Origin of the sequence: Pseudomonas pisciculturae, assembly GCF_015461805.1 — a bacterium.
In the GTDB taxonomy this organism is placed as follows: domain Bacteria; phylum Pseudomonadota; class Gammaproteobacteria; order Pseudomonadales; family Pseudomonadaceae; genus Aquipseudomonas; species Aquipseudomonas pisciculturae.
This window is the reverse complement of record NZ_JACVZE010000002.1, coordinates 482,335-500,304: the sequence shown is the minus strand read 5'-3', so window position 1 is coordinate 500,304 and position 17,970 is coordinate 482,335. Positions and strand designations below refer to the sequence as shown.

General features: G+C 63.8%; 13 protein-coding genes. 11 read left to right on the top strand and 2 right to left on the bottom strand.

What is annotated here, in order from left to right; translation table 11 throughout:
* Together tssB and tssA are read right to left on the bottom strand one after the other, a co-directional pair.
* Positions 1-507, bottom strand: coding sequence for a type VI secretion system contractile sheath small subunit (tssB, locus tag ICY20_RS08000; protein ID WP_010207547.1), 507 nt, complete (start codon positions 505-507; stop codon positions 1-3).
* Between the two features lie 54 nt (positions 508-561).
* A complete protein-coding gene (gene tssA, locus ICY20_RS07995; protein WP_159956444.1) occupies positions 562-1,581 on the bottom strand; it encodes a type VI secretion system protein TssA in 1,020 nt (339 codons plus the stop codon).
* A 393-nt stretch (positions 1,582-1,974) separates the two neighbouring features.
* On the opposite strand from tssA, the gene tagH reads away from it, so the two are divergent.
* From tagH to ICY20_RS07940, 11 genes are read left to right on the top strand one after another with little or no spacing between them, the layout of a single operon-like run.
* Entirely contained in the window at positions 1,975-3,306 is a 1,332-nt protein-coding gene (tagH, locus tag ICY20_RS07990; protein WP_159956442.1) for a type VI secretion system-associated FHA domain protein TagH, read from the top strand.
* Between the two features lie 51 nt (positions 3,307-3,357).
* Positions 3,358-3,867: a type VI secretion system lipoprotein TssJ gene (gene tssJ / locus ICY20_RS07985; protein WP_159956440.1), complete on the top strand. Its 510-nt coding sequence runs from the start codon at positions 3,358-3,360 to the stop codon at positions 3,865-3,867.
* 18 nt (positions 3,868-3,885) lie between these two features.
* On the top strand, positions 3,886-5,220 hold the full coding sequence (gene tssK, locus ICY20_RS07980; RefSeq protein ID WP_159956438.1) for a type VI secretion system baseplate subunit TssK: 1,335 nt from the start codon (positions 3,886-3,888) through the stop codon (positions 5,218-5,220).
* A 6-nt stretch (positions 5,221-5,226) separates the two neighbouring features.
* On the top strand, positions 5,227-6,516 hold the full coding sequence (locus tag ICY20_RS07975; RefSeq protein WP_159956428.1) for a DotU family type VI secretion system protein: 1,290 nt from the start codon (positions 5,227-5,229) through the stop codon (positions 6,514-6,516).
* Positions 6,513-10,013, top strand: coding sequence for a type VI secretion system membrane subunit TssM (tssM, locus tag ICY20_RS07970; protein ID WP_159956426.1), 3,501 nt, complete (start codon positions 6,513-6,515; stop codon positions 10,011-10,013). The genes ICY20_RS07975 and tssM overlap by 4 nt, the downstream gene beginning before the upstream one ends.
* Entirely contained in the window at positions 10,010-10,663 is a 654-nt protein-coding gene (gene tagF, locus ICY20_RS07965) for a type VI secretion system-associated protein TagF (RefSeq protein ID WP_159956424.1), read from the top strand. Before tssM ends, tagF begins: the two co-directional genes overlap by 4 nt.
* Complete coding sequence (locus ICY20_RS07960; RefSeq protein WP_159956422.1) at positions 10,664-11,383, top strand: PP2C family protein-serine/threonine phosphatase; 720 nt, start codon at positions 10,664-10,666, stop codon at positions 11,381-11,383.
* Positions 11,380-14,337 (top strand): serine/threonine-protein kinase, encoded by a 2,958-nt coding sequence (locus ICY20_RS07955; RefSeq protein ID WP_194937257.1) that lies wholly within the window; start codon positions 11,380-11,382, stop codon positions 14,335-14,337. The genes ICY20_RS07960 and ICY20_RS07955 overlap by 4 nt, the downstream gene beginning before the upstream one ends.
* Positions 14,337-15,041: an ABC transporter ATP-binding protein gene (locus ICY20_RS07950; protein WP_194937256.1), complete on the top strand. Its 705-nt coding sequence runs from the start codon at positions 14,337-14,339 to the stop codon at positions 15,039-15,041. The genes ICY20_RS07955 and ICY20_RS07950 overlap by 1 nt, the downstream gene beginning before the upstream one ends.
* A complete protein-coding gene (locus ICY20_RS07945; RefSeq protein WP_159956418.1) occupies positions 15,041-16,225 on the top strand; it encodes an ABC transporter permease family protein in 1,185 nt (394 codons plus the stop codon). The genes ICY20_RS07950 and ICY20_RS07945 overlap by 1 nt, the downstream gene beginning before the upstream one ends.
* The gene (locus ICY20_RS07940; RefSeq protein ID WP_194937255.1) at positions 16,218-17,927 is read left to right on the top strand and encodes a formylglycine-generating enzyme family protein; all 1,710 of its coding nucleotides are present in this window, start codon (positions 16,218-16,220) and stop codon (positions 17,925-17,927) included. The genes ICY20_RS07945 and ICY20_RS07940 overlap by 8 nt, the downstream gene beginning before the upstream one ends.
* Positions 17,928-17,970 lie beyond the last annotated feature (43 nt).

The following is a 17,970-nucleotide window of genomic DNA, read 5'->3' as shown; positions in this document are numbered from 1 at the left end:
TTACTGATCCCCTGCAGGCTTGGGCGCGCTGGCAAGTGCTTGCAGCAGTGCCGGGTCCTTGATTGCCTTCATGATGATTTCTTCAGCGCCGGTCTTGCCGTCCATGTAGGTCAGCAGGTTGGCCAGCTGGGTGCGGGCTTCGAGCAGTTGGTTCAGCGAGTCGACCTTGCGCGCCACGGCGGCAGGGCTGAAGTCGTCCATGCTTTCGAAGGTGATGTCCAGGCTCAGGTTGCCTTCGCCGGTCAGCTCGTTCGGAACGTGGAAGGCCACGCGCGGCTGCATGGCCTTGAGGCGCGAGTCGAAATTGTCGACGTCCACTTCAAGGAACTTGCGGTCGGCCACAGGCGCCAGAGGCTCGGCGGGCTTGCCGGCGAGGTCGGCCATCACACCCATCACGAAGGGCAGCTGGACCTTTTTCTCGGCGCCGTAAAGCTCGACGTCGTACTCGATCTGCACTCGAGGCGCACGGTTGCGCGCGATGAATTTCTGAGAACTTTGCTTCGCCACGTTGCTGCTCCTGGTCGCTTGAGCGACGGTGTTGTTACTGGACTGCCGGACGCCTTACTCGTCGTCCGGGCCGCGCAGGTTTTCAAATTGGGACATGCCATCGGGAATCAGGTTGCGCACGATGGCCGCGAAGTCGGCGTGCACCAGATTCTTCGCCCGGTTCAACAGCACCGGCAGCGGGCTCGAAGGCTCGTGTCGGGTGTAGTACGCAAGGATCTTGTCGAGGCTGCGCAGCACGTCGTCGCGGTTGGCGATATCGCCCACCGGGCGCGGTGCTGCGGGGGCAGCGGCGTATTCGACCGAGGGGGCATTGTCGTCACTGACGGCCTCGGGCTCGCTGCTGCCTTCGGTGCCAGGCACCGCTTGATTGAGTATTTGCAGCGCCTGTTTGAGCGGTTGCTTCAAGGCACTGAGGTCTACGCCCTGGGCCGAACCGACCTGGTCGTTGACCTGTTGTTCGATGGCTTCGCAGGCTGCACGCGCTGCGCTCAAGGCGTCGCGGGTGGCTTGCAGTTGCTCGGGGTCGCTGTCGAGGAACGCCGCATTGAGCTGCTGGGCGCCCAGTTGTTCATCGGCGAAGCTCTGCAAGCCACTGGCGTTGAGCGCCGCGCGCAGGCTCACGGGGCCGAAGGTGCGCGAGCGCGTGAGGATGCTTTCGCGCAGCAGGCGAATGTTCGTGTCGCAAGTCAGGCCGGTGAGGGCATTGATGCGTACGGTGGGGTCGTTATCGTCGTCGGCGTCCAGGCGCGGGTGCAGCTCGGCCCAGTAATCGCGCAGCAGTGCATTGATCAGGGTGAGGGCTTGGGCAAACCCCGCAACGCCTTGCAAGGCCAGTGAGCTTTGCACCAGAAAATGGGTGATACGCAGGTCTTTGCTGCGCTGCAACAGGTCGAGGCTTTGCTGCTGGATGCTGCGCCATTCCGGCGGCTCGGCGGGCAGGATGGAGTCGCCCATGCTGCGCTCAGGCTGGCCCTTGGCGGCACGCTCAAGTTGGAGAAAGTCCGCGTCATATTCCATGTCTTCACCACACGGCGAAGTCGCGGAAACGGCGGTGAGCAGCAACGGCACATCCACTGAAATTGATCTCCCTATCAGCCCGTTAGATGGCGGGCAATTCATGCATTAGTTGCGCGTTGAACTTTGCATGCTTTTTCGGTCATATAAGCAGGACGCCACTAATGTGCCATCACTGATGTATGCGAAGTTGTGCATTTTTGGTGTAGTACTTACGCCTTGTCAAGGTAAGCTATTCGCCCTCTGTGACAGATGTGCGGTGCTTAACAACCTGCGCGACTGGTGGGTCGAACGACGCACCGGGACAGGATTTTTGTCATGGAGCCCAGTTAAGATCAGCGATCATGCTGGAAAAACAGGCTGTAGAGGGTCGATTGCACGACCTGATGGGGATCTCCCGGGAACCGCTGCCCCGTGAATCGACCGCGCGCGAAGTATCAGCAAGGAGGCAAGATGTCGCTGTGTTTGACTATCACTAGTTATCACAAGATTACCCCTGGGCAATGCCCCGAAAAGTCCATGAATCAGGGCTCGATGGCGATTGGGCGCAGTTCTGATAATGACTGGGTATTGCCGGACCCAGAGCGCCTGGTCTCCTCGCAACATTGCGTTATTCAATACAAAGATGGTCGTTATTATTTAACCGATAACAGCACCAACGGTGTGGAGTTGGTTAATGCCGGTATTCGCATGCGACGGGGTAACAGCGAGTTGCTGCAGGATGGCGAGCTCATCCGCATCGGCGACTACGAGATCCAGGCGCGCATCGACTTCAGCGTACAGGCCGTCGACAGCCAGGCGTTTGCCGGTGATTCGCCGAACAGCTTCGAAGCGCTGATGGGCGCTGTGGCGAGCCCGCCACTGAGCACGCCGATGCCCGCGCCGGTGATCGCCCCGCAGTTCCAGGGCGCCTCGTCGATGGACACGCTGCCGGACTTATTCGACTTCCTCAGCCCTACCGCCGTGCCGCCGCCCACTGTGGCTGATCACGTGCCGTCCGAGCAGCATGACTTTCGCCCGCCGACCCCAGTTGCAGTCGAAAAGCCCGTGGTGTCTGGCGCGGTTATTCCTGAGGATTGGGACCTGTTTGCCGACGCGCCAGCCCCCGTTGCGGCCGCACCGATTGCACCACCGCCAGCCCCCGTCATCCAGCCGCCACCCGTGGTCGAGCCTGAGCTCCCCGTGGCATACAGCGAGCAACCCGACCTGCTGCAAGCCTTCCTGCGTGGCGCCGGCCTCGACCAATTGAGCCTGGACAAAGCCCAGGCAGAGGCCCAGATGGAAAGCATTGGCCGCAGCTACCGCCTGATGGTCGAAGGCCTGATCGACGTGTTGCGCGCCCGCGCCAGTCTCAAGGGCGAGTTCCGCATGCAGCAAACGATGATCCAGCCGGCTGAAAACAATCCGTTGAAATTCGCCCCCAATGCTGACGAAGCGTTACTGCTTTTACTGCGTCACGGTAACCAGGCGTTTATGGCGCCTGACGCTGCGGTGCGCGACAGTTTCAACGACCTGCGCGCCCACCAGCTGGCCGTGATGGCGGGCGTGGAAGCCGCCATCAAACACCTGCTCACACGCTTTGAACCGTCGCAGTTGGAAGAGCGCATGGGCAAGCCCGGCGGGCTATCGAGTATTTTCAATGGTTCGCGCCAGGCCCAGTACTGGCAGCAGTTCACCGAGCTCTACAGCAATATTTCCCGCGAGGCCCAGGAAGACTTCCAGGACCTGTTCGGCCGCGAATTCAGCCGAGCTTACGAAGACCACAGCGCCCGACAGCGGCACTGACCTGCAATACATGGATTAACGGATAGCTAAGTACGTCATTGAGGACGCAGGATGATTCCCAGGTTTTTACTCGCAGTTGCCACACTGCTTCTGCTGACGGCGTGTGCCAGCGACCCGGCCAGGCCCGAAGCGCCGGCCGAAGCCGAAGCGGACACCGCCGCCATTGAGTTGCACTTTCACGCCATCAACGGGCTCAACCCCGGCGCCAATGGCCAGGCCGCCCCGGTGCGCGTGCGCATTTTCGAGCTGAAAAACGCCGCCACCTTCGCCCGCTCCGACTACTTCGCCCTGGCTGATCGTGCCCAATCCACCCTTGGCCTGGACCTGCTGGACCAGGACGAAGTGACGATACAACCCGGCCAGCAACTGAGCATCCAGCGCGACCTCGACCCGTCCACCCGCCAGATCGGGCTATTGGTCGGCTACCGAGAATTGGACCGCGCCCAATGGCGCACGGTGCTCACGGTGCCGGCGCGTGAGTACACCGAATACCAGATCAGCCTCGATGTGCGCGCCGTGCGTGCCGACGTCGTGGCACCCCCATCCAGCCCTGCCCAATAAGAAGCAATCGGAGCCCCCATGTCCTGGAACAATCGCGTGGTCTGGTCGGAAGGCATGTTCATTGGAACGCAGCACTTCCAGCAGCATGACCGTTACCTCGAAAACCTGATCGACGCCCGCAGCCGCCCGTTGTCCGCAGGCAGCTGGGGTTTTTCCGAGTTGCTGATCGACCAGGGTCTGCTGGCCCAGGGCAAGCTGGCGATTGTCTCGGCGCGGGGCCTGTTGCCTGATGGCACACCGTTCAATATCCCCCAGGATGACCTGGCACCGAGCCCGCTGAACATCGACGACCATCTGCGCGACGGCCTGGTGTATCTCGCCTTGCCGCTCAAACGTGCGGGTGCCCGTGACACCGTGGACGAGGGCGAAGCCCTGGAAGCGGCGCGCTACGTGAGCCAGGTGCGCGAAGTGCGCGACGACAACGCCCCGTTCGAAAACCGTGCGCCGGTGGCCGTGGGCTCCCGCGCCCTGCGCCTGTTGACCGCGCAAGACGGCATCAGCGACTACGCCGCCATCGGCCTGGTGCGCATCAAGGAAAAACGCGCCGACCGCGCCCTGGTGCTCGACGACACGTACATCCCACCCGTGCTGGACGTGGCCGCGAGCAAACCGTTGACGGCGTTCCGCAGCGAACTCCTGGGCCTGTTGCATCAGCGTGGCGAAGCCCTGGCCGGGCGTGTGGTCGCTTCGGGCGCCGGTGGTGCGTCGGAGATAGCCGACTTTATGCTGCTGCAACTGGTCAACCGCGCACAGCCGCTGATCCAGCATTTGAGCCAGTTGAGCCCACTGCACCCGGAGCGCTTTTTCAGCGAACTGGTCAGCCTGGCCGGCGAGTTCTCGACCTTTTCGACCACCGGCCGCCGCCCGCAGGAATACCCGCAATACCAGCACGACGACCTGGCCCTGAGCTTCGCCCCGGTCATGGCGGCGCTGCGTGAAGCCTTGTCGATGTTGATCGACAGCAAGGCCACGCCGATCCCGATTGTGGAGAAGGCCTACGGCATCCACGTGGCGATGCTGGCCGACAAGACCCTGCTCGACAGCGCCAGCTTCATCCTCGTGGTGCGCGCCGACGTGCCGGGCGAAACCCTGCGTGCGCGCTTCGGCCAGCAGAGCAAAGTTGGCTCGGTGGAGCACATTCGCGACATGGTCAACCTGCAACTGCCGGGCATCACCCTGCAACCTTTGCCAGTGGCGCCACGCCAGCTTCCGTACCACACCGGCAGCACCTACTACGAGCTGGACCGGGGCAGCGAGCACTGGCAGCAATTGCAAAACTCCGGCGGTTTCGCCTTCCACATCGCCGGGCAGTTCCCGGGCTTGAACCTGGCCTTCTGGGCGATCCGAGGATAAACCGCGATGCATCCCAATGATGACGACCGCACCCAGTTCATGCCGCGCCCAGGTGGCCGTGCGCCTGAACCTGCGCGTGCAGAGCCCGCGCCCTTGTCGATGCCGGCCGCGCCGATGCTCACCGGCAAGAGCCAGGGCCTCAACCCGCTCGAAAGCGCCGCCGGCCCGCTGTTGGCGTTGCTGACGCGCCTGCGCAACACCATTGCTCACCCCGCGCCAGCCAGCCTGCGTGCGCAATTGCTGGCGTATCTGCGCCAGTTCGAAGAACGCGCCGAAGCCGCCGGTATCGCCCGCAACGAAGTGCTGTTAGCGCGTTACGCGCTGTGCACCGCCCTCGATGAGGCCGTGTTAAGCACGCCGTGGGGCAGCACCAGCGATTGGGGCAAGCAGAGCCTGCTGATCACCGTGCACAACGAAGCCTGGGGCGGCGAAAAAGTCTTCCAGTTGCTCGATCATTGCCTGCAAAGCCCACGGGAACGCCTGTACCTGCTGGAGCTGTTGTACCTGTGCATGTGCCTGGGTTTTGAAGGCCGCTACCGCGTGATGAACGACGGCCGCAGCCAGTTGGAAGCCTTGCGCGAGCGCACCGCCGCGGCGATTCGCAGTGCCCGTGGCGAACACGAGCGCGAGCTGTCGCCGCACTGGCGCGGCGTGACGGTGGCGCGTGATCGTTTGGCGCAATTCATGCCGCCGTGGATCGCCGTGGCCATTGGCGTGGCGCTGCTGCTGGCGCTGCTGTTTGGCTTGCGGCTCAAGCTGGCGTCGGATGCGGAGCCGGTGTTCAAGAACATTCATGCATTGGGCGAGATCCCGGTGCAGGCCATCGACCGTCCGGTGGCGCAGCCTAAAGTCATCGAGCGGCCGCGTCTGGCGGGCTTCCTTGTCGAGGACATCAAGGCTGGGCGCGTGGCCGTTGAAGATGCGGTGGACCGTTCGGTCGTGACCATTCGTGGCGATGAGCTGTTCGCTTCGGCCAGCTCCAGCATCGTCGATGACTACCAGCCGCTGATGCTGCGCATCGCCGACGCCGTGCGCAAAGTGAAGGGCCAGGTGCGCGTCACCGGGCATAGCGATAATCGGCCGATTGCCACGCTGCGCTTCCCGTCCAACTGGGCGTTGTCTGAAGCGCGGGCCAAGTCGGTGCTGGAGATTTTGGCGGCCAAGACAGGCCAGGCCGATCGCTTCACGGCCGAAGGGCGCAGCGACACCGAGCCGGTAGCCACCAACAGCACAGCCGAAGGCCGCGCCCGCAATCGTCGGGTTGAAATCACCGTATTGGCGGAGGGCGTCGAGTGAAGGCGTTTTTCAGTTTCATGATTCGCTGGGTGATTCCCGTGCTGGGGCTGATCGCCCTGAGCCTGATCATCTGGTTTGTCGGGCCGTTGCTCGACGTGTTGGTACCCGAAGGGCGCCGTTGGGCGCTGATCATTCTGGTGTTTGCGCTGTGGCTCGCCTACCGCGTGTTCCGCATCATCCAGGCCCGGCGCCAGGCTGCCGAAGTGATGCGCAGCCTGGCCGCCGAAACCCCGGCCGACCCCAATAGCGTTGCCACCGCCGAAGAACTCACCACCCTGCGCCAGCGCATGGACGAGGCCTTGGCGTTGCTGAAAAAGGCCAAGCTCGGTGGCGATGAGCGCCGCAACCTCTATGAGCTGCCGTGGTACGTGATCATCGGCCCGCCGGGTTCGGGCAAGACCACCGCGCTGGTCAATTCGGGCCTGCATTTTCCGTTGGCTGCCCAATTGGGCGCCGGTGCCGTGCGTGGTGTTGGCGGTACGCGCAACTGCGATTGGTGGTTCACCGACCAAGCCGTATTGCTCGACACCGCTGGCCGCTACACCACCCAGGACAGCAACTCCACGGTGGATAAAGCCGCGTGGCTGGGCTTTCTCGACCTGCTGAAAAAGCAGCGTTCGCGCCGCCCTATCGATGGTGCGTTCATCGCCATCAGCCTGTCGGATTTGCTGCTCGGCACCGACGCCGAGCGCGCCGCCCATGCCGCCGCGATCCGCCTGCGCATCCAGGAGCTTTACACCCAACTGGGCGTGCGCTTCCCGATCTACCTGATGCTCACCAAGCTCGACCTGGTGCCGGGCTTCATGGAGTTCTTCGACAACCTGAGCAAGGAAGAACGCGCCCAGGTGTGGGGCATGACTTTCGCTTTGGACGATGGCAAGAACAGCGACAGCCCACTGGCCCATTTGCAAAGCGAATTTGCCGGCCTGGAGCAGCGTCTCAACGAGCGCTTGGTCGAACGCCTGCAACAAGAGCGCGACCCGGCACGACGCGACCTGATCTACGGCTTCCCGCAGCAGTTCGGCGCCTTGAAGGACTGCCTGCAAAGCTTCCTCGAAGGCGTGTTCAAACCCAACGCGTTTGAAGAGCGCGTATTGCTGCGCGGTGTGTACTTCACCAGCGGCACCCAAGAGGGCAGCCCGATCGATCGCCTGATCGGTGCGATGGCCCAAAGCATGAACCTGGACCGCCAGCACCTGGCGCGCCAGAGCGGTACCGGGCGCAGCTATTTCATCGAAAAACTCTTCACCGCCGTCGCGTTCGCCGAGCGTGGATTGGTCGGTGTGAACCCCAAGGTCGAGCGTCGACGCAAGTGGATCGCTCGCGGTGTACTCGCGGCGACCGTGGCGACGGTGGTGGTGGTCAGTGGCTTGTGGTGGGTGAGTTATCGCGCCAATCAGGCGCATATCGCCCAGGTCGACCAGAAGGTCGCGCCGCTGGGCCAGACTGTGCAGAACCTGAGCCCGGCGCAGCGTGAGGTGTTGGCGGTGCTGCCCTTGCTTAACGCGGTGAAGAACCTCGCGGGGGATTCGCCGAGTTGGTCCGAAGGCCTGGGGTTGTATCAGGGCGACATGCTCGAAGCCGAGTCTGCCAGCGTTTACCGCAAGCTGCTGATCGCCGTGTTCGCGCCACGTTTGGTGACGCGCATCGAAGAGCAATTGCACAGCGGCGGCAGCTCCGACTTCCTTTACGAAGGCCTCAAGGCCTACCTGATGCTCGCCGACAGCGAGCATTACGACCCGGAATTCATCAAGGCCTGGATCGCCCTCGACTGGGACCGCAACCTGCCCCGCGACCTGCCGGCCGATCAGCGCCAGGCCCTGGCCGGGCACTTGCAGGCGTTGTTTGAACGCCATCCGCCGAGTGCGCGCCTTGATCCCCGCTTGATCGACGACCTGCGCCGCCAGCTGCAACAACTGCCGGTGGCCCAGCGCGTGTACGACCGGGTCAAGCGTCAGAAACTGCCCGAAGGCATTCCGGATTTTCGTATCAACGAAGCCGCTGGCCGTGACGCCGCGTTGGTGTTCAGCCGCAAAAGTGGCAAGCCATTGGGCGAGCCGTTGAGTGGGTTTTTCACCGCCCAAGGCTATCGCCAGGCGTTCCTGCTGAGCAGCCTGAACCAGACCGGCACCCTGGCCGAAGAGCAATGGGTGCTGGGTCACGCACAAGCCGATCAACAAAACGTGGTGAGCCTGGCCGCCGATGTACGCCGCCTTTACTTCCAGGACTATCAGCGCCAGTGGGATGCCTTGCTCGCCGATATCGACTTTGTGCCCATCACCAGCGTGGCCCAGGCGGCCGATGTGCTGCGGGTGATTTCCGGGCCTACTTCGCCGCTGAAAAAACTGCTGGTGGCGGTGGCCAAGGAAACCGACCTGCAAGCCGAAGAACGCCAATTGGCCGCCAAAGGCGTGCCGGTAGAAGGCGGCGTCGACAAGCTCAAGGAGCGCCTCGGTAGCTTGTTGGGCCAGGAGCAACCGACCGCCAATGCACCGCAAGCGGCCGATGACCCGGTGACCGCACACTTTGCCGAGCTCAACAGCATCGTCAGCAAAAACGAAGGCGAGCCAGCGGCCATCGATGGCCTGCTGTCGGACATGAACGCGCTGTATGTGCAGGTCAGCGCCATGGTCGGTGCCAGCGGCGATGCCTTGCTGGGCGAGGCGAAGAACCAGGCGGCCGCTGCGGCCACCCGGGTCAGCCTGAATGCCGAACGCCAGCCGCCGCTGGTGCAGGGCATGGTCAAGTCAGTGGTCAACTCCACCACCAACAGCATGATGGGCGGGGTGCGTAACCAACTGAATGCGGCCTGGATGAGCGAAGTGGTCAACGTGTACCGCCAGTCGCTGGCCGGGCGTTACCCGATGTCGCCGGGCAGCGCGCGGGACGCGACCCTGGATGACTTCGGCATGTTCTTCGGGGTAGGCGGGGTGATGGATAACTACTTCCGCAAATACCTGCAGCCTTACGTGGATACGTCCGCACAGACCTGGCGCTGGCAGCCGGGCGCGGCGCAGAAGCTTGGGATCAGCCCGGGCGTGCTGCAAACTTTCCAGCGCGCAGCGACGATTCGTGATGCGTTCTTCCGCGCCGGTGGCACTCAACCCATCGTGCGGTTCGAGCTCAAGCCCGTGTCGATGGACCCGACCATCACCCAGTTTTTGCTCGACCTCGACGGCCAGCAACTGAGCTACGACCACGGCCCAAGCCGCCCGGTCGCGATGCAATGGCCTAACCCCGGCAGCATCGGCGTGGTGCGAATCTCGATCATGCCGCCCGCCGCCAGTGGCCGTTCGGGCGTGACCCTGGACGGGCCATGGGCGTGGTTCCGCCTGCTGGAGCAATCGGACCTCACCGCCGGCAACTCGCCGGACCGCTTCAACCTGCGCCTGCGGGTGGACGGTGCGAGCATCGCCTACGAGCTGCGCGCCAACAGCGCGTTCAACCCGTTCAAGAGCCGCGTGCTCAGCGGTTTCAGCCTGCCGGAGCGGCTATGACGACGCTGGGTTTCTACGGCAAGTTGGCCAGTCGCGGGGACTTTGTCAGCCGCGCCTTGCCCCAGAGCTTTATCGGCCCGTGGGACAGCTGGCTGGCAGCGGGTTTGCTCGCCAGTCAGAACAGCCTCGGTGGTGAATGGCTCAACGTCTACCTGGTCAGCCCGCTGTGGCGTTTTGTGCTGGCGCCGGGTGTGTGCGGGCCGGACGCGGCGGCGGGCGTGGTGATGCCGAGCATTGATCGGGTCGGGCGTTATTTCCCGCTGGCGGTGGTGGCGTTGCTCGATCACGACACCAATCCCGCAGCCTTGGTGGGCGGCCCGGATGCCTGGTTCGAGCAGGCCGAAGCGTTGTTGCTCAGCACCTTGGAGGCTGGTGCCACGTTCGAAGGTTTCAACGCTGACCTCGACACGCTCGGCGCGCCGGCAACCGAGCCGCGTGCGGTGGACAGCCGTTTCGCTGGCCTGCAACGCGTATCTGCCACCGTGCCCTACAGCCGCATGACCGCGCTCGCCGAACAGGCCTGCGCCGGCGCAAGCCTGTGGTGGGGGCGGGGTTCGGAACGGATTTCCCCAGGTTTATTGCGGTGCCAGGGCCTGCCTGCCGCCGACGATTTTGCGCAGTTTTTGCTCGGACAAGAAGGTGTGGTGTAGATGGGGTCGACGTACAAATCCGCGAGCAAAAGCCATGTGGGCATGGTGCGCCACGTCAACGAAGACGCGTGTTTGGACCTGCCGGAAAACCGCCTGTGGGTGGTGGCCGATGGCATGGGCGGGCATGCGGCCGGGGACTACGTCAGCAGCCTGATCGTCGACAGCCTGCGCAATGTGCCGCTGGGCCGTTCCCTTGAGGAATACAGCGCAGCGCTGCGCAATGACCTGCTGCGCATCAACGCCGCCGTGCGCGAAGAAACCGCCAACCGTGGCGTGACCTTGATGGGCAGCACCGTGGTGGTGTTGGCCGCACGCGGTTTGCGCGGCGTGTGCCTGTGGGCCGGCGACAGTCGCCTGTATCGCCTGCGCGATGGCGTGCTGGAGCGTATTTCCCGTGACCACAGCTACGTGCAAGACCTGCAAGACAGCGGCCTGCTCAGCGAAGCCGACGCACGCATTCACCCACGCGCCAACATCGTCACCCGTGCCATTGGCGTGGAGGCCCAGCTTGAGTTGTCGGCGGTCGACCTGCTGATCGCCCCCGGCGACAGCTACCTGCTGTGCAGCGACGGCCTGAACAAGACCGTCGAAGACCATGAAATTCGCGAGGTGCTCAGCCACGACGCGCCGGACGAGATCGTGCGCAGCCTGGTGCACCTGGGGCTCAACCGGGGCGCGCCGGACAACATCACCACCCTCGTCGTGAAGGTCTCGGCATGAATATCCTGATCCCTGGCTACGACATCGAAGGCGAGATCGGCGAAGGCGCCATGGCCAGCGTGTACCTGGCGACCCAGCGCTCGCTGGAGCGCAAGGTCGCGTTGAAGGTGATGGCGGCGGCGCTGGCAGCCGACCCGAGTTTTTGCGAGCGCTTCCTGCGTGAGGGCAAGACCCTGGCGCGCCTGTCGCACCCGCACACGGTGACCATCCATGACATCGGCAATGTCGGTGAGCTGTATTACATGGCCATGGAATACCTGCCCAACGGCACGCTCAAGGAGCGCATCGCCGCGGGCATGACGCCGGAGCAGGGGGTGACGCTGATCCGTCAGATCGCCTCGGCCTTGGGTTATGCCCATGCCCAAGGCCTGGTGCACCGCGACGTCAAACCCGCCAACATTCTGTTTCGCGCCGATGGCACGGCGGTGCTGTCGGACTTCGGCATCGCCAAGTCCCTGGACGACCGCACCCAATTTACCCAGGCCGGTTTTGCCGTGGGTACGCCGAGCTATATGAGCCCGGAACAGGCGCGGGGCCAGGAAATCGATGGCCGCGCCGACCTGTATGCCTTGGGGGTGGTGCTCTACGAAATCCTTGTTGGCAAGCTGCCGTACAGCGGCACCGATGCGCTGTCCACGGCGCTGGCGCACCTGACTGAGCCGCTGCCGGAATTGCCGGTGCACCACGGCCGTTACCAGCAGGTGTTGCGCAAGCTGTTGGCCAAGGACCCGGCGGAGCGTTATCCGGATGCAGCCGCGTTGCTGCGGGCGCTGGATGAGCTGCCGGTGGACTCGCCGGAGGCCACGCTGGTGCGGCCGTTGCCGATCCCCGTGAGTTTTGACCTGGGGGGCATTACCCCGGAGTCCATCGAGATTCCTACCGAGAAACCTCAGCCTTCGCGCCAACCGGTGGTGCCGCCGACGCAGAACAGCGAGCAACGTCGCGGGCCAGTGTTGGCGTTGGCGGGCGTTGCGGTGGCGGTTGCCTTGGCGATTGGTGGTGCGAGTTATTGGTGGTTGAGCGGTAGTGATGAGCCTGTTGCAAAACCGCCGGCTGCGGTAGTGCCCACAGTGGCGCCGCCTGTGGCCGAAGTGGATGGCGGTCAGCGTCCATTGCTGATGGCAGGTAAGAAGACCCTGTTCCAGCGCGTGCTCAGCAAGCCCGGCGCCAAGCTTTCAACCGAGGCCGGCAGTGCGCCGGGCAAGGCGTTGCCGGCGTTCTCCGTGCTTTACGTTTACCAGCGCAAAGACATCGATGGCAGCCCGTGGGTACGTGTCGGCACCGCTACAGACGGGCGCAGCGACGGTTGGTTGCCGGCGTCCCAGGTCAGCGATTGGAAGCAGAGCCTGGTGCTTAAATTCACCGAGCGCTCGGGCCGCGCGCCGGTGATGTTCCTGCGCCAACCTGGTGAAGTGGAAAAACTGCTGGCCGACCCCACCGCCGCCAAAGGCGTGTTGGCCAAGGCGCAGAAAAACAGCGAAGACAACAGCCAGATCCTGGCCCTGGAGCCGACTGCCAGCGCCGTGCCGCAGAACCAGTTCTACCTGCTGCCGATCTTCGATTCCAAAGAGAGCTTCGACGAAAACGGCACACCTGTGCAGTTGCTCAATGTGGCCTCTATCGATCCTGGCAGCAGCGCTGTAGCAAAGCCTGCGACGCCGGTGATCAACGCCAACGCCGATGCCTTCCGTACTGCCGTGGTGCTGGTGGTGGACACTACCGTGTCGATGCAGCCCTACATTGACCAGATTCGCGATGTGGTACACGAGCTGCAAACCCGCATCGCCGAGCGGGGCGAGTTGGACAGCGTCAGTTTCGGCATGGTGGGTTTCCGTAGCAGCACCAAGAAGACGCCAGGCCTGGAGTACGTGTCCAAAACCCTGATCACCCTGGATCAAGGCCGCGACCCGCAACGCTTCCTCGACCTGGCGCGCCAGGTCAAGGCGTCCACCGTGTCCAGCCATTCCTTCAACGAAGATGCCTTCGCCGGGGTGATGCAGGCGGTGGATGGCATGGACTGGTCCGGCTACGGCGGGCGCATCATCCTGCTGGTCACCGATGCCGGTGCGCTGCGCAAGAACGACCCGTTTGCCGCCACCCAGATGAACGAAGCCGAAGTGCGCCAGGCCGCGCTGGGCAAGCAGATCAAGATCTACGCCCTGCACCTGCGCACCGACGCCGGCAAGAAGACCCACGCCGGCGCCGAAAGCCAATACCGCATTCTTACCGCCGACGCCAACCCACAGATCGGCGATCTGTATACGCCGGTGCCCGGTGGCGACGTGCGCAAGTTGGGTGAGCGCGTGGACGAGATCGGCAGTGTGTTCGCCAACCTGGTGCACCAGGTACGCAGCAACACGCCGCAGCCGGTGCCGTTGCTGAGCAGCGCACCGAGTCTCGCGGACAAATCCGCCGCCGTCGGCTACGCCATGCATATGGACTTCCTCGGGCGCAAAACCGCGAGCCAGGCGCCGCAACTGGTCAGCGCCTGGACCGCCGACCGCGACCTCACCAACCCGGCGTTGCCAGCATTTCAGGTGTGCGTAATGCTCACCAAGTTGCAGCTCAACGACTTGCAGCAGTCGCTGAAACTCATCGTTGATGCGGCGCGCAAAACCCAGACTTCACCCAAGGATTTCTTCCAGGAAATCGCCAGCGCCTCGGCCTACATGAGCCGCGACCCGCAAGCCCTGCGCAAGGGCGGCAACCTGGCCGACGGCGGCATCCTCGGCGAGTACCTCGAAGGCCTGCCATACCGCAGCAAGTCGCTGAACATGACCCAAGACTTGTGGTTGTCGTTGAGCGTGGCCGAGCAGGAAGACTTTATCGACGAGCTGGATTCGAAAATCCGCCTCTACGAAACCTTCCACAACGATGTGGCCAACTGGGTCCGTTTCGGCGATGCCGAGCCGGGTGACGCGTTGTACCGCGTGCCGTTGTCGACGCTGCCGTGATGCTGAACCTGAGCGCAGTGCACAAGAGCCGGGGTGTCGGTAGCCAGCGCTATAGCTTGGTGATCCCGGCGCTGGCGCTGCGGGCGGGTGAGCAGGTGGCGATTGTCGGGCCCAGCGGTTGTGGCAAAAGCACGCTGCTGGATTTGCTGGCGCTGGTGTTGGTGCCGGATCAGGTCGGGGCGTTTGAGTTTAACCACGTTGATATCGGCGGGCTGTGGCGGGCTGATCAGCAATCCGCGTTGGCATCGATACGCAGCGAACACCTGGGTTACGTGCTGCAAACCGGCGGCCTGCTGGGCTTTCTCGACGTGCGCGGCAATATCGCGCTGTCCCGGCAACTGCTGGGCTTGAAGGACGATGGCAGCGTGACGCGCCTGGCCGAGCAGTTGGGAATCAGCGATCAGTTGGCGAAGAAACCGGCGGCATTGTCGGTGGGCCAACGCCAACGCGTCAGTTGCGCTCGCGCCTTGGCCCATGCGCCCCAGTTGGTGCTGGCCGACGAACCCACCGCGTCCCTTGACCCCTTGAATGCCGAGCGCGTGATGCAGGCGCTGCTGGCGCAAGCCCGCGAACACCGTGCTGCCTGCGTGATCGCCACCCATGACGAGCCTCTGGCCCGCACCAGTGGCTTGCAGGTGCGGCGAATCAGTTGCCGTCGCGATGCCGATGGCGGCGTGACTGCCACCCTCGGGGAGGCGTGCTGATGCGCCTCGGTCTGGTGGCCTCGCTGGCATGGCAGGACTATCGCAACGACGCGTGGCTGTCGGCCTGCGCGGTGCTGGCGTTGGTGGCGGTGATCGCGCCGTTGCTGGTGTTATTTGGCCTGAAATTTGGACTGGTTAGCAGTTTGACCGACCGTTTGCAGACCGACCCCGCCACCCGTGAAATTATTCCGCTGGGCGGTGGTCGATTCAGCAGCGCATTTATCCAACAGCTTGGCGAGCGCGCGGATGTGGCGTTTGCCGTACCGCGTACACGACAGATTGCAGCGACGGCGCAGGTCGGCGCGCTGACCCTGGAGATGCTGCCCACCGCACCGCGAGACCCGTTGCTCAGCGGTTTGCCGATGCCCAAAGGCCTCGACCAGATCGTGCTCAGCCACACCGCCGCCGAAAAGCTCGCGGCGCGGCCCGGCGATTGGTTGCAAACCAGCTTTGCCCGGCAAGTGGCGGGGCGCGTCGAGGCCCAGCACACGCGCTTGCAGGTGCTGGCGGTGTTGCCGCTCGAAGCCTTCGCCCGTGACGGCTTGTTTGCCGACCTGGGCCTGCTGGAAGCGGCGGAAGATTACCGCGACGGCCGTGCAGTGCCGGCGCTGGGATGGGACGGTGACGCGGTGGGTGTGAGTGAGCAGCGGGTCTACCCGGCGTTTCGCTTGTACGCCCGCAACCTCGCCGATGTGGAACCGCTGCGGGTGTTTTTTGCCGGGCAGCAACTGTTGGTGTCGACCCAGGCGCAGGCCATCGCCCAGGTGCAGTCATTGAGCCGCAACTTGTCGATCGTGTTTTGGGTGATTGCCGGGTTGGCGTTGGCTGGGGCGTTTGCGGCGATCTTCGCCGGGGCGTTGGCCGCTGTGGCGCGTAAGCGTCGGGAATTGTCGGTGTTGCGCCTGTTGGGGTTTTCCACCGGTGGGCTGTTGCTGTTCGTGGTGTTGCAGGCGCTCTACAGCGCAGGCTTTGCCGCCGCACTCAGTGCCGGCTTGTATGGCCTGGCCGAAGCGGCGTTGAATCAATTATTCGTGCAGGTGCCGGGCGAACACGCCAGTCACCTGCTGGCGCGTCATTACGGCCTGGCCCTGGTTGCAGTCATGGGCGTCAGCGCCGTGGCGGCGGCCTGTGGCGGTTGGCGAGTGGCTCGTATCCAGGCTTCTGAAGGAATCAGAGATGTATAAGTTACTGGGCGCCTGTGTGGCGCTGAGCCTGGCCTCGATGGCTTGGGCCGATGAGGCGAGCGATAAAATCGATAATCCAAAACCCTTGGAAGGTGACGTCAGCCTGCCGCTGCCGTGCGAAGGCAACATGGTGTTCCGCTACGCCTACGTGTTGGCCCAGGGCACCCTGGATGACCGCGAAGTCAGCCTCGGCTACCCCTTTGCCGAAGGCGAGGCGGGCTATCAGCAGTCGTTTATTTCCGGCTACCGCCGCGACTATATCAACGGCCAGTTCACACTGAAGGACTTGCCCAAGCAATGGAACAAAGTCATCGCGCCGCTGATGCCGAAGACCGACGCCAAGACCCCGCTCAAGCCCATGCTGTACTTCATCGGCAAGTACGAAGTGACCGCCCGCCAGTATGCCCAGGTGATGGCCCAGGCGCAGTCCCTGGCCAGTGGCGAGCCGGCCCCGGCCTGCGATGTACCCGACGGCATGGCGGGGCGGTTGCCCAAGGTGAAACTGTCGCGCTTTGAAGCTGAACGTTTCTCGGCGGTGTACAGCGCCTGGCTGATGAAATACCACCGCGAGCTGCTGCCAGTCAGCGGTCGCGGCAGCTCGGCGGAGGATGGCGGCCTCGGTTTCGTGCGCCTGCCCACCGAAGTGGAATGGGAATTCGCCGCCCGTGGCGGCCAGGCGGTGAGCCGACAGGATTTGGAAGGGCGGCTGTTCCCGCGCCGGGTCGAAGGCAGCGACAGCGACGGCCCGCTGGGGGATTACGCAGTGTTCAACCAGGTCGCTGGCGGCACCGGCCAGGCCGCACGCTTGATGCCCATCGGCACCAAGCTGCCTAACCCCATTGGCATGTTCGACGTCATCGGCAACGCTGCCGAAATGGTCCAGGAGTCGTTCCAGCTGGTACACGCCGGGCGTCGTCAGGGCACCTATGGCGGCTTTGTGGTCAAGGGCGGTAACTACGTCGAAGGCGAGGGCACGCTGTTTACCGGCATGCGCCGCGAGTACCCGCTGTTCGCCGCCGATGGCACCGAGCAAAGCAACGAGACCACCGGTTTTCGCGTGGCGATTGGCGCGCTGTCGGCGCCGCGCTCGCGCTACAAGGAACTGTTTGCCCAGTGGCAGAAAGAAGGCCGCCTGGCGTCGCTGACCGATGCTATTGATGACGCCCAGGACCCGACCAAGCGCCTGGACAGCATCATCGCCGCCAGCGTTGACCCCAAGCTGCAAGCCGAGCTGGGGCTGGTCAACGAAGAGCTCAAGCGCAATGTCTCGCTGATCGCCCAGCAACGCGAAGAGGCGGCGGGCAACTTGATCCAGTCCGCCGCGTTGGTGGCTGAAACCATTGGCAACTACAACATCCGCCTGGCCAACCTGCAAAAGAGCCGCCAGCAGGCCCTCGACAAAAAAGACGAGGCCAGCGCGCAACTGTTTGATATGGCCATCGCCAATGGCCGCAGCGCCCTCGACGGCGCCGTGGCGATTTATATCGACAACCTGGCCACCGGCACGCGTTACACCGACGCGGTGATCCAGGCGCAGTTTCAACGTATCAAGGAAGAGTTGGACCGCAAGCCCGTGCTCGGCAAGAGCCTGGTGACGCGCGCAACACTGTTCGTGCGCCATGTCGGCAACTACCGCAAGCAACAGCGGGCCGACCCGGCGACGATCTTGAAGGAATTGCTCGCAGCGAGCGGTCAGCGATGAGCGCTGGCTGTATGGCGAGCTTGGAAGGGACTCAGGCGGTGGT

What these genes read in the sequence shown, in the direction of transcription:
- ICY20_RS07955 (WP_194937257.1), top strand. Translation starts at nt 11,380, where the DNA reads ATGAATATCCTGATCCCTGGCTACGACATCGAAGGCGAGATCGGCGAA.
- tssK (WP_159956438.1), top strand. Translation starts at nt 3,886, where the DNA reads ATGTCCTGGAACAATCGCGTGGTCTGGTCGGAAGGCATGTTCATTGGA.
- ICY20_RS07950 (WP_194937256.1), top strand. Translation starts at nt 14,337, where the DNA reads ATGCTGAACCTGAGCGCAGTGCACAAGAGCCGGGGTGTCGGTAGCCAG.
- ICY20_RS07975 (WP_159956428.1), top strand. Translation starts at nt 5,227, where the DNA reads ATGCATCCCAATGATGACGACCGCACCCAGTTCATGCCGCGCCCAGGT.
- ICY20_RS07960 (WP_159956422.1), top strand. Translation starts at nt 10,664, where the DNA reads ATGGGGTCGACGTACAAATCCGCGAGCAAAAGCCATGTGGGCATGGTG.
- tssJ (WP_159956440.1), top strand. Translation starts at nt 3,358, where the DNA reads ATGATTCCCAGGTTTTTACTCGCAGTTGCCACACTGCTTCTGCTGACG.
- ICY20_RS07940 (WP_194937255.1), top strand. Translation starts at nt 16,218, where the DNA reads ATGTATAAGTTACTGGGCGCCTGTGTGGCGCTGAGCCTGGCCTCGATG.
- tagH (WP_159956442.1), top strand. Translation starts at nt 1,975, where the DNA reads ATGTCGCTGTGTTTGACTATCACTAGTTATCACAAGATTACCCCTGGG.
- ICY20_RS07945 (WP_159956418.1), top strand. Translation starts at nt 15,041, where the DNA reads ATGCGCCTCGGTCTGGTGGCCTCGCTGGCATGGCAGGACTATCGCAAC.
- tagF (WP_159956424.1), top strand. Translation starts at nt 10,010, where the DNA reads ATGACGACGCTGGGTTTCTACGGCAAGTTGGCCAGTCGCGGGGACTTT.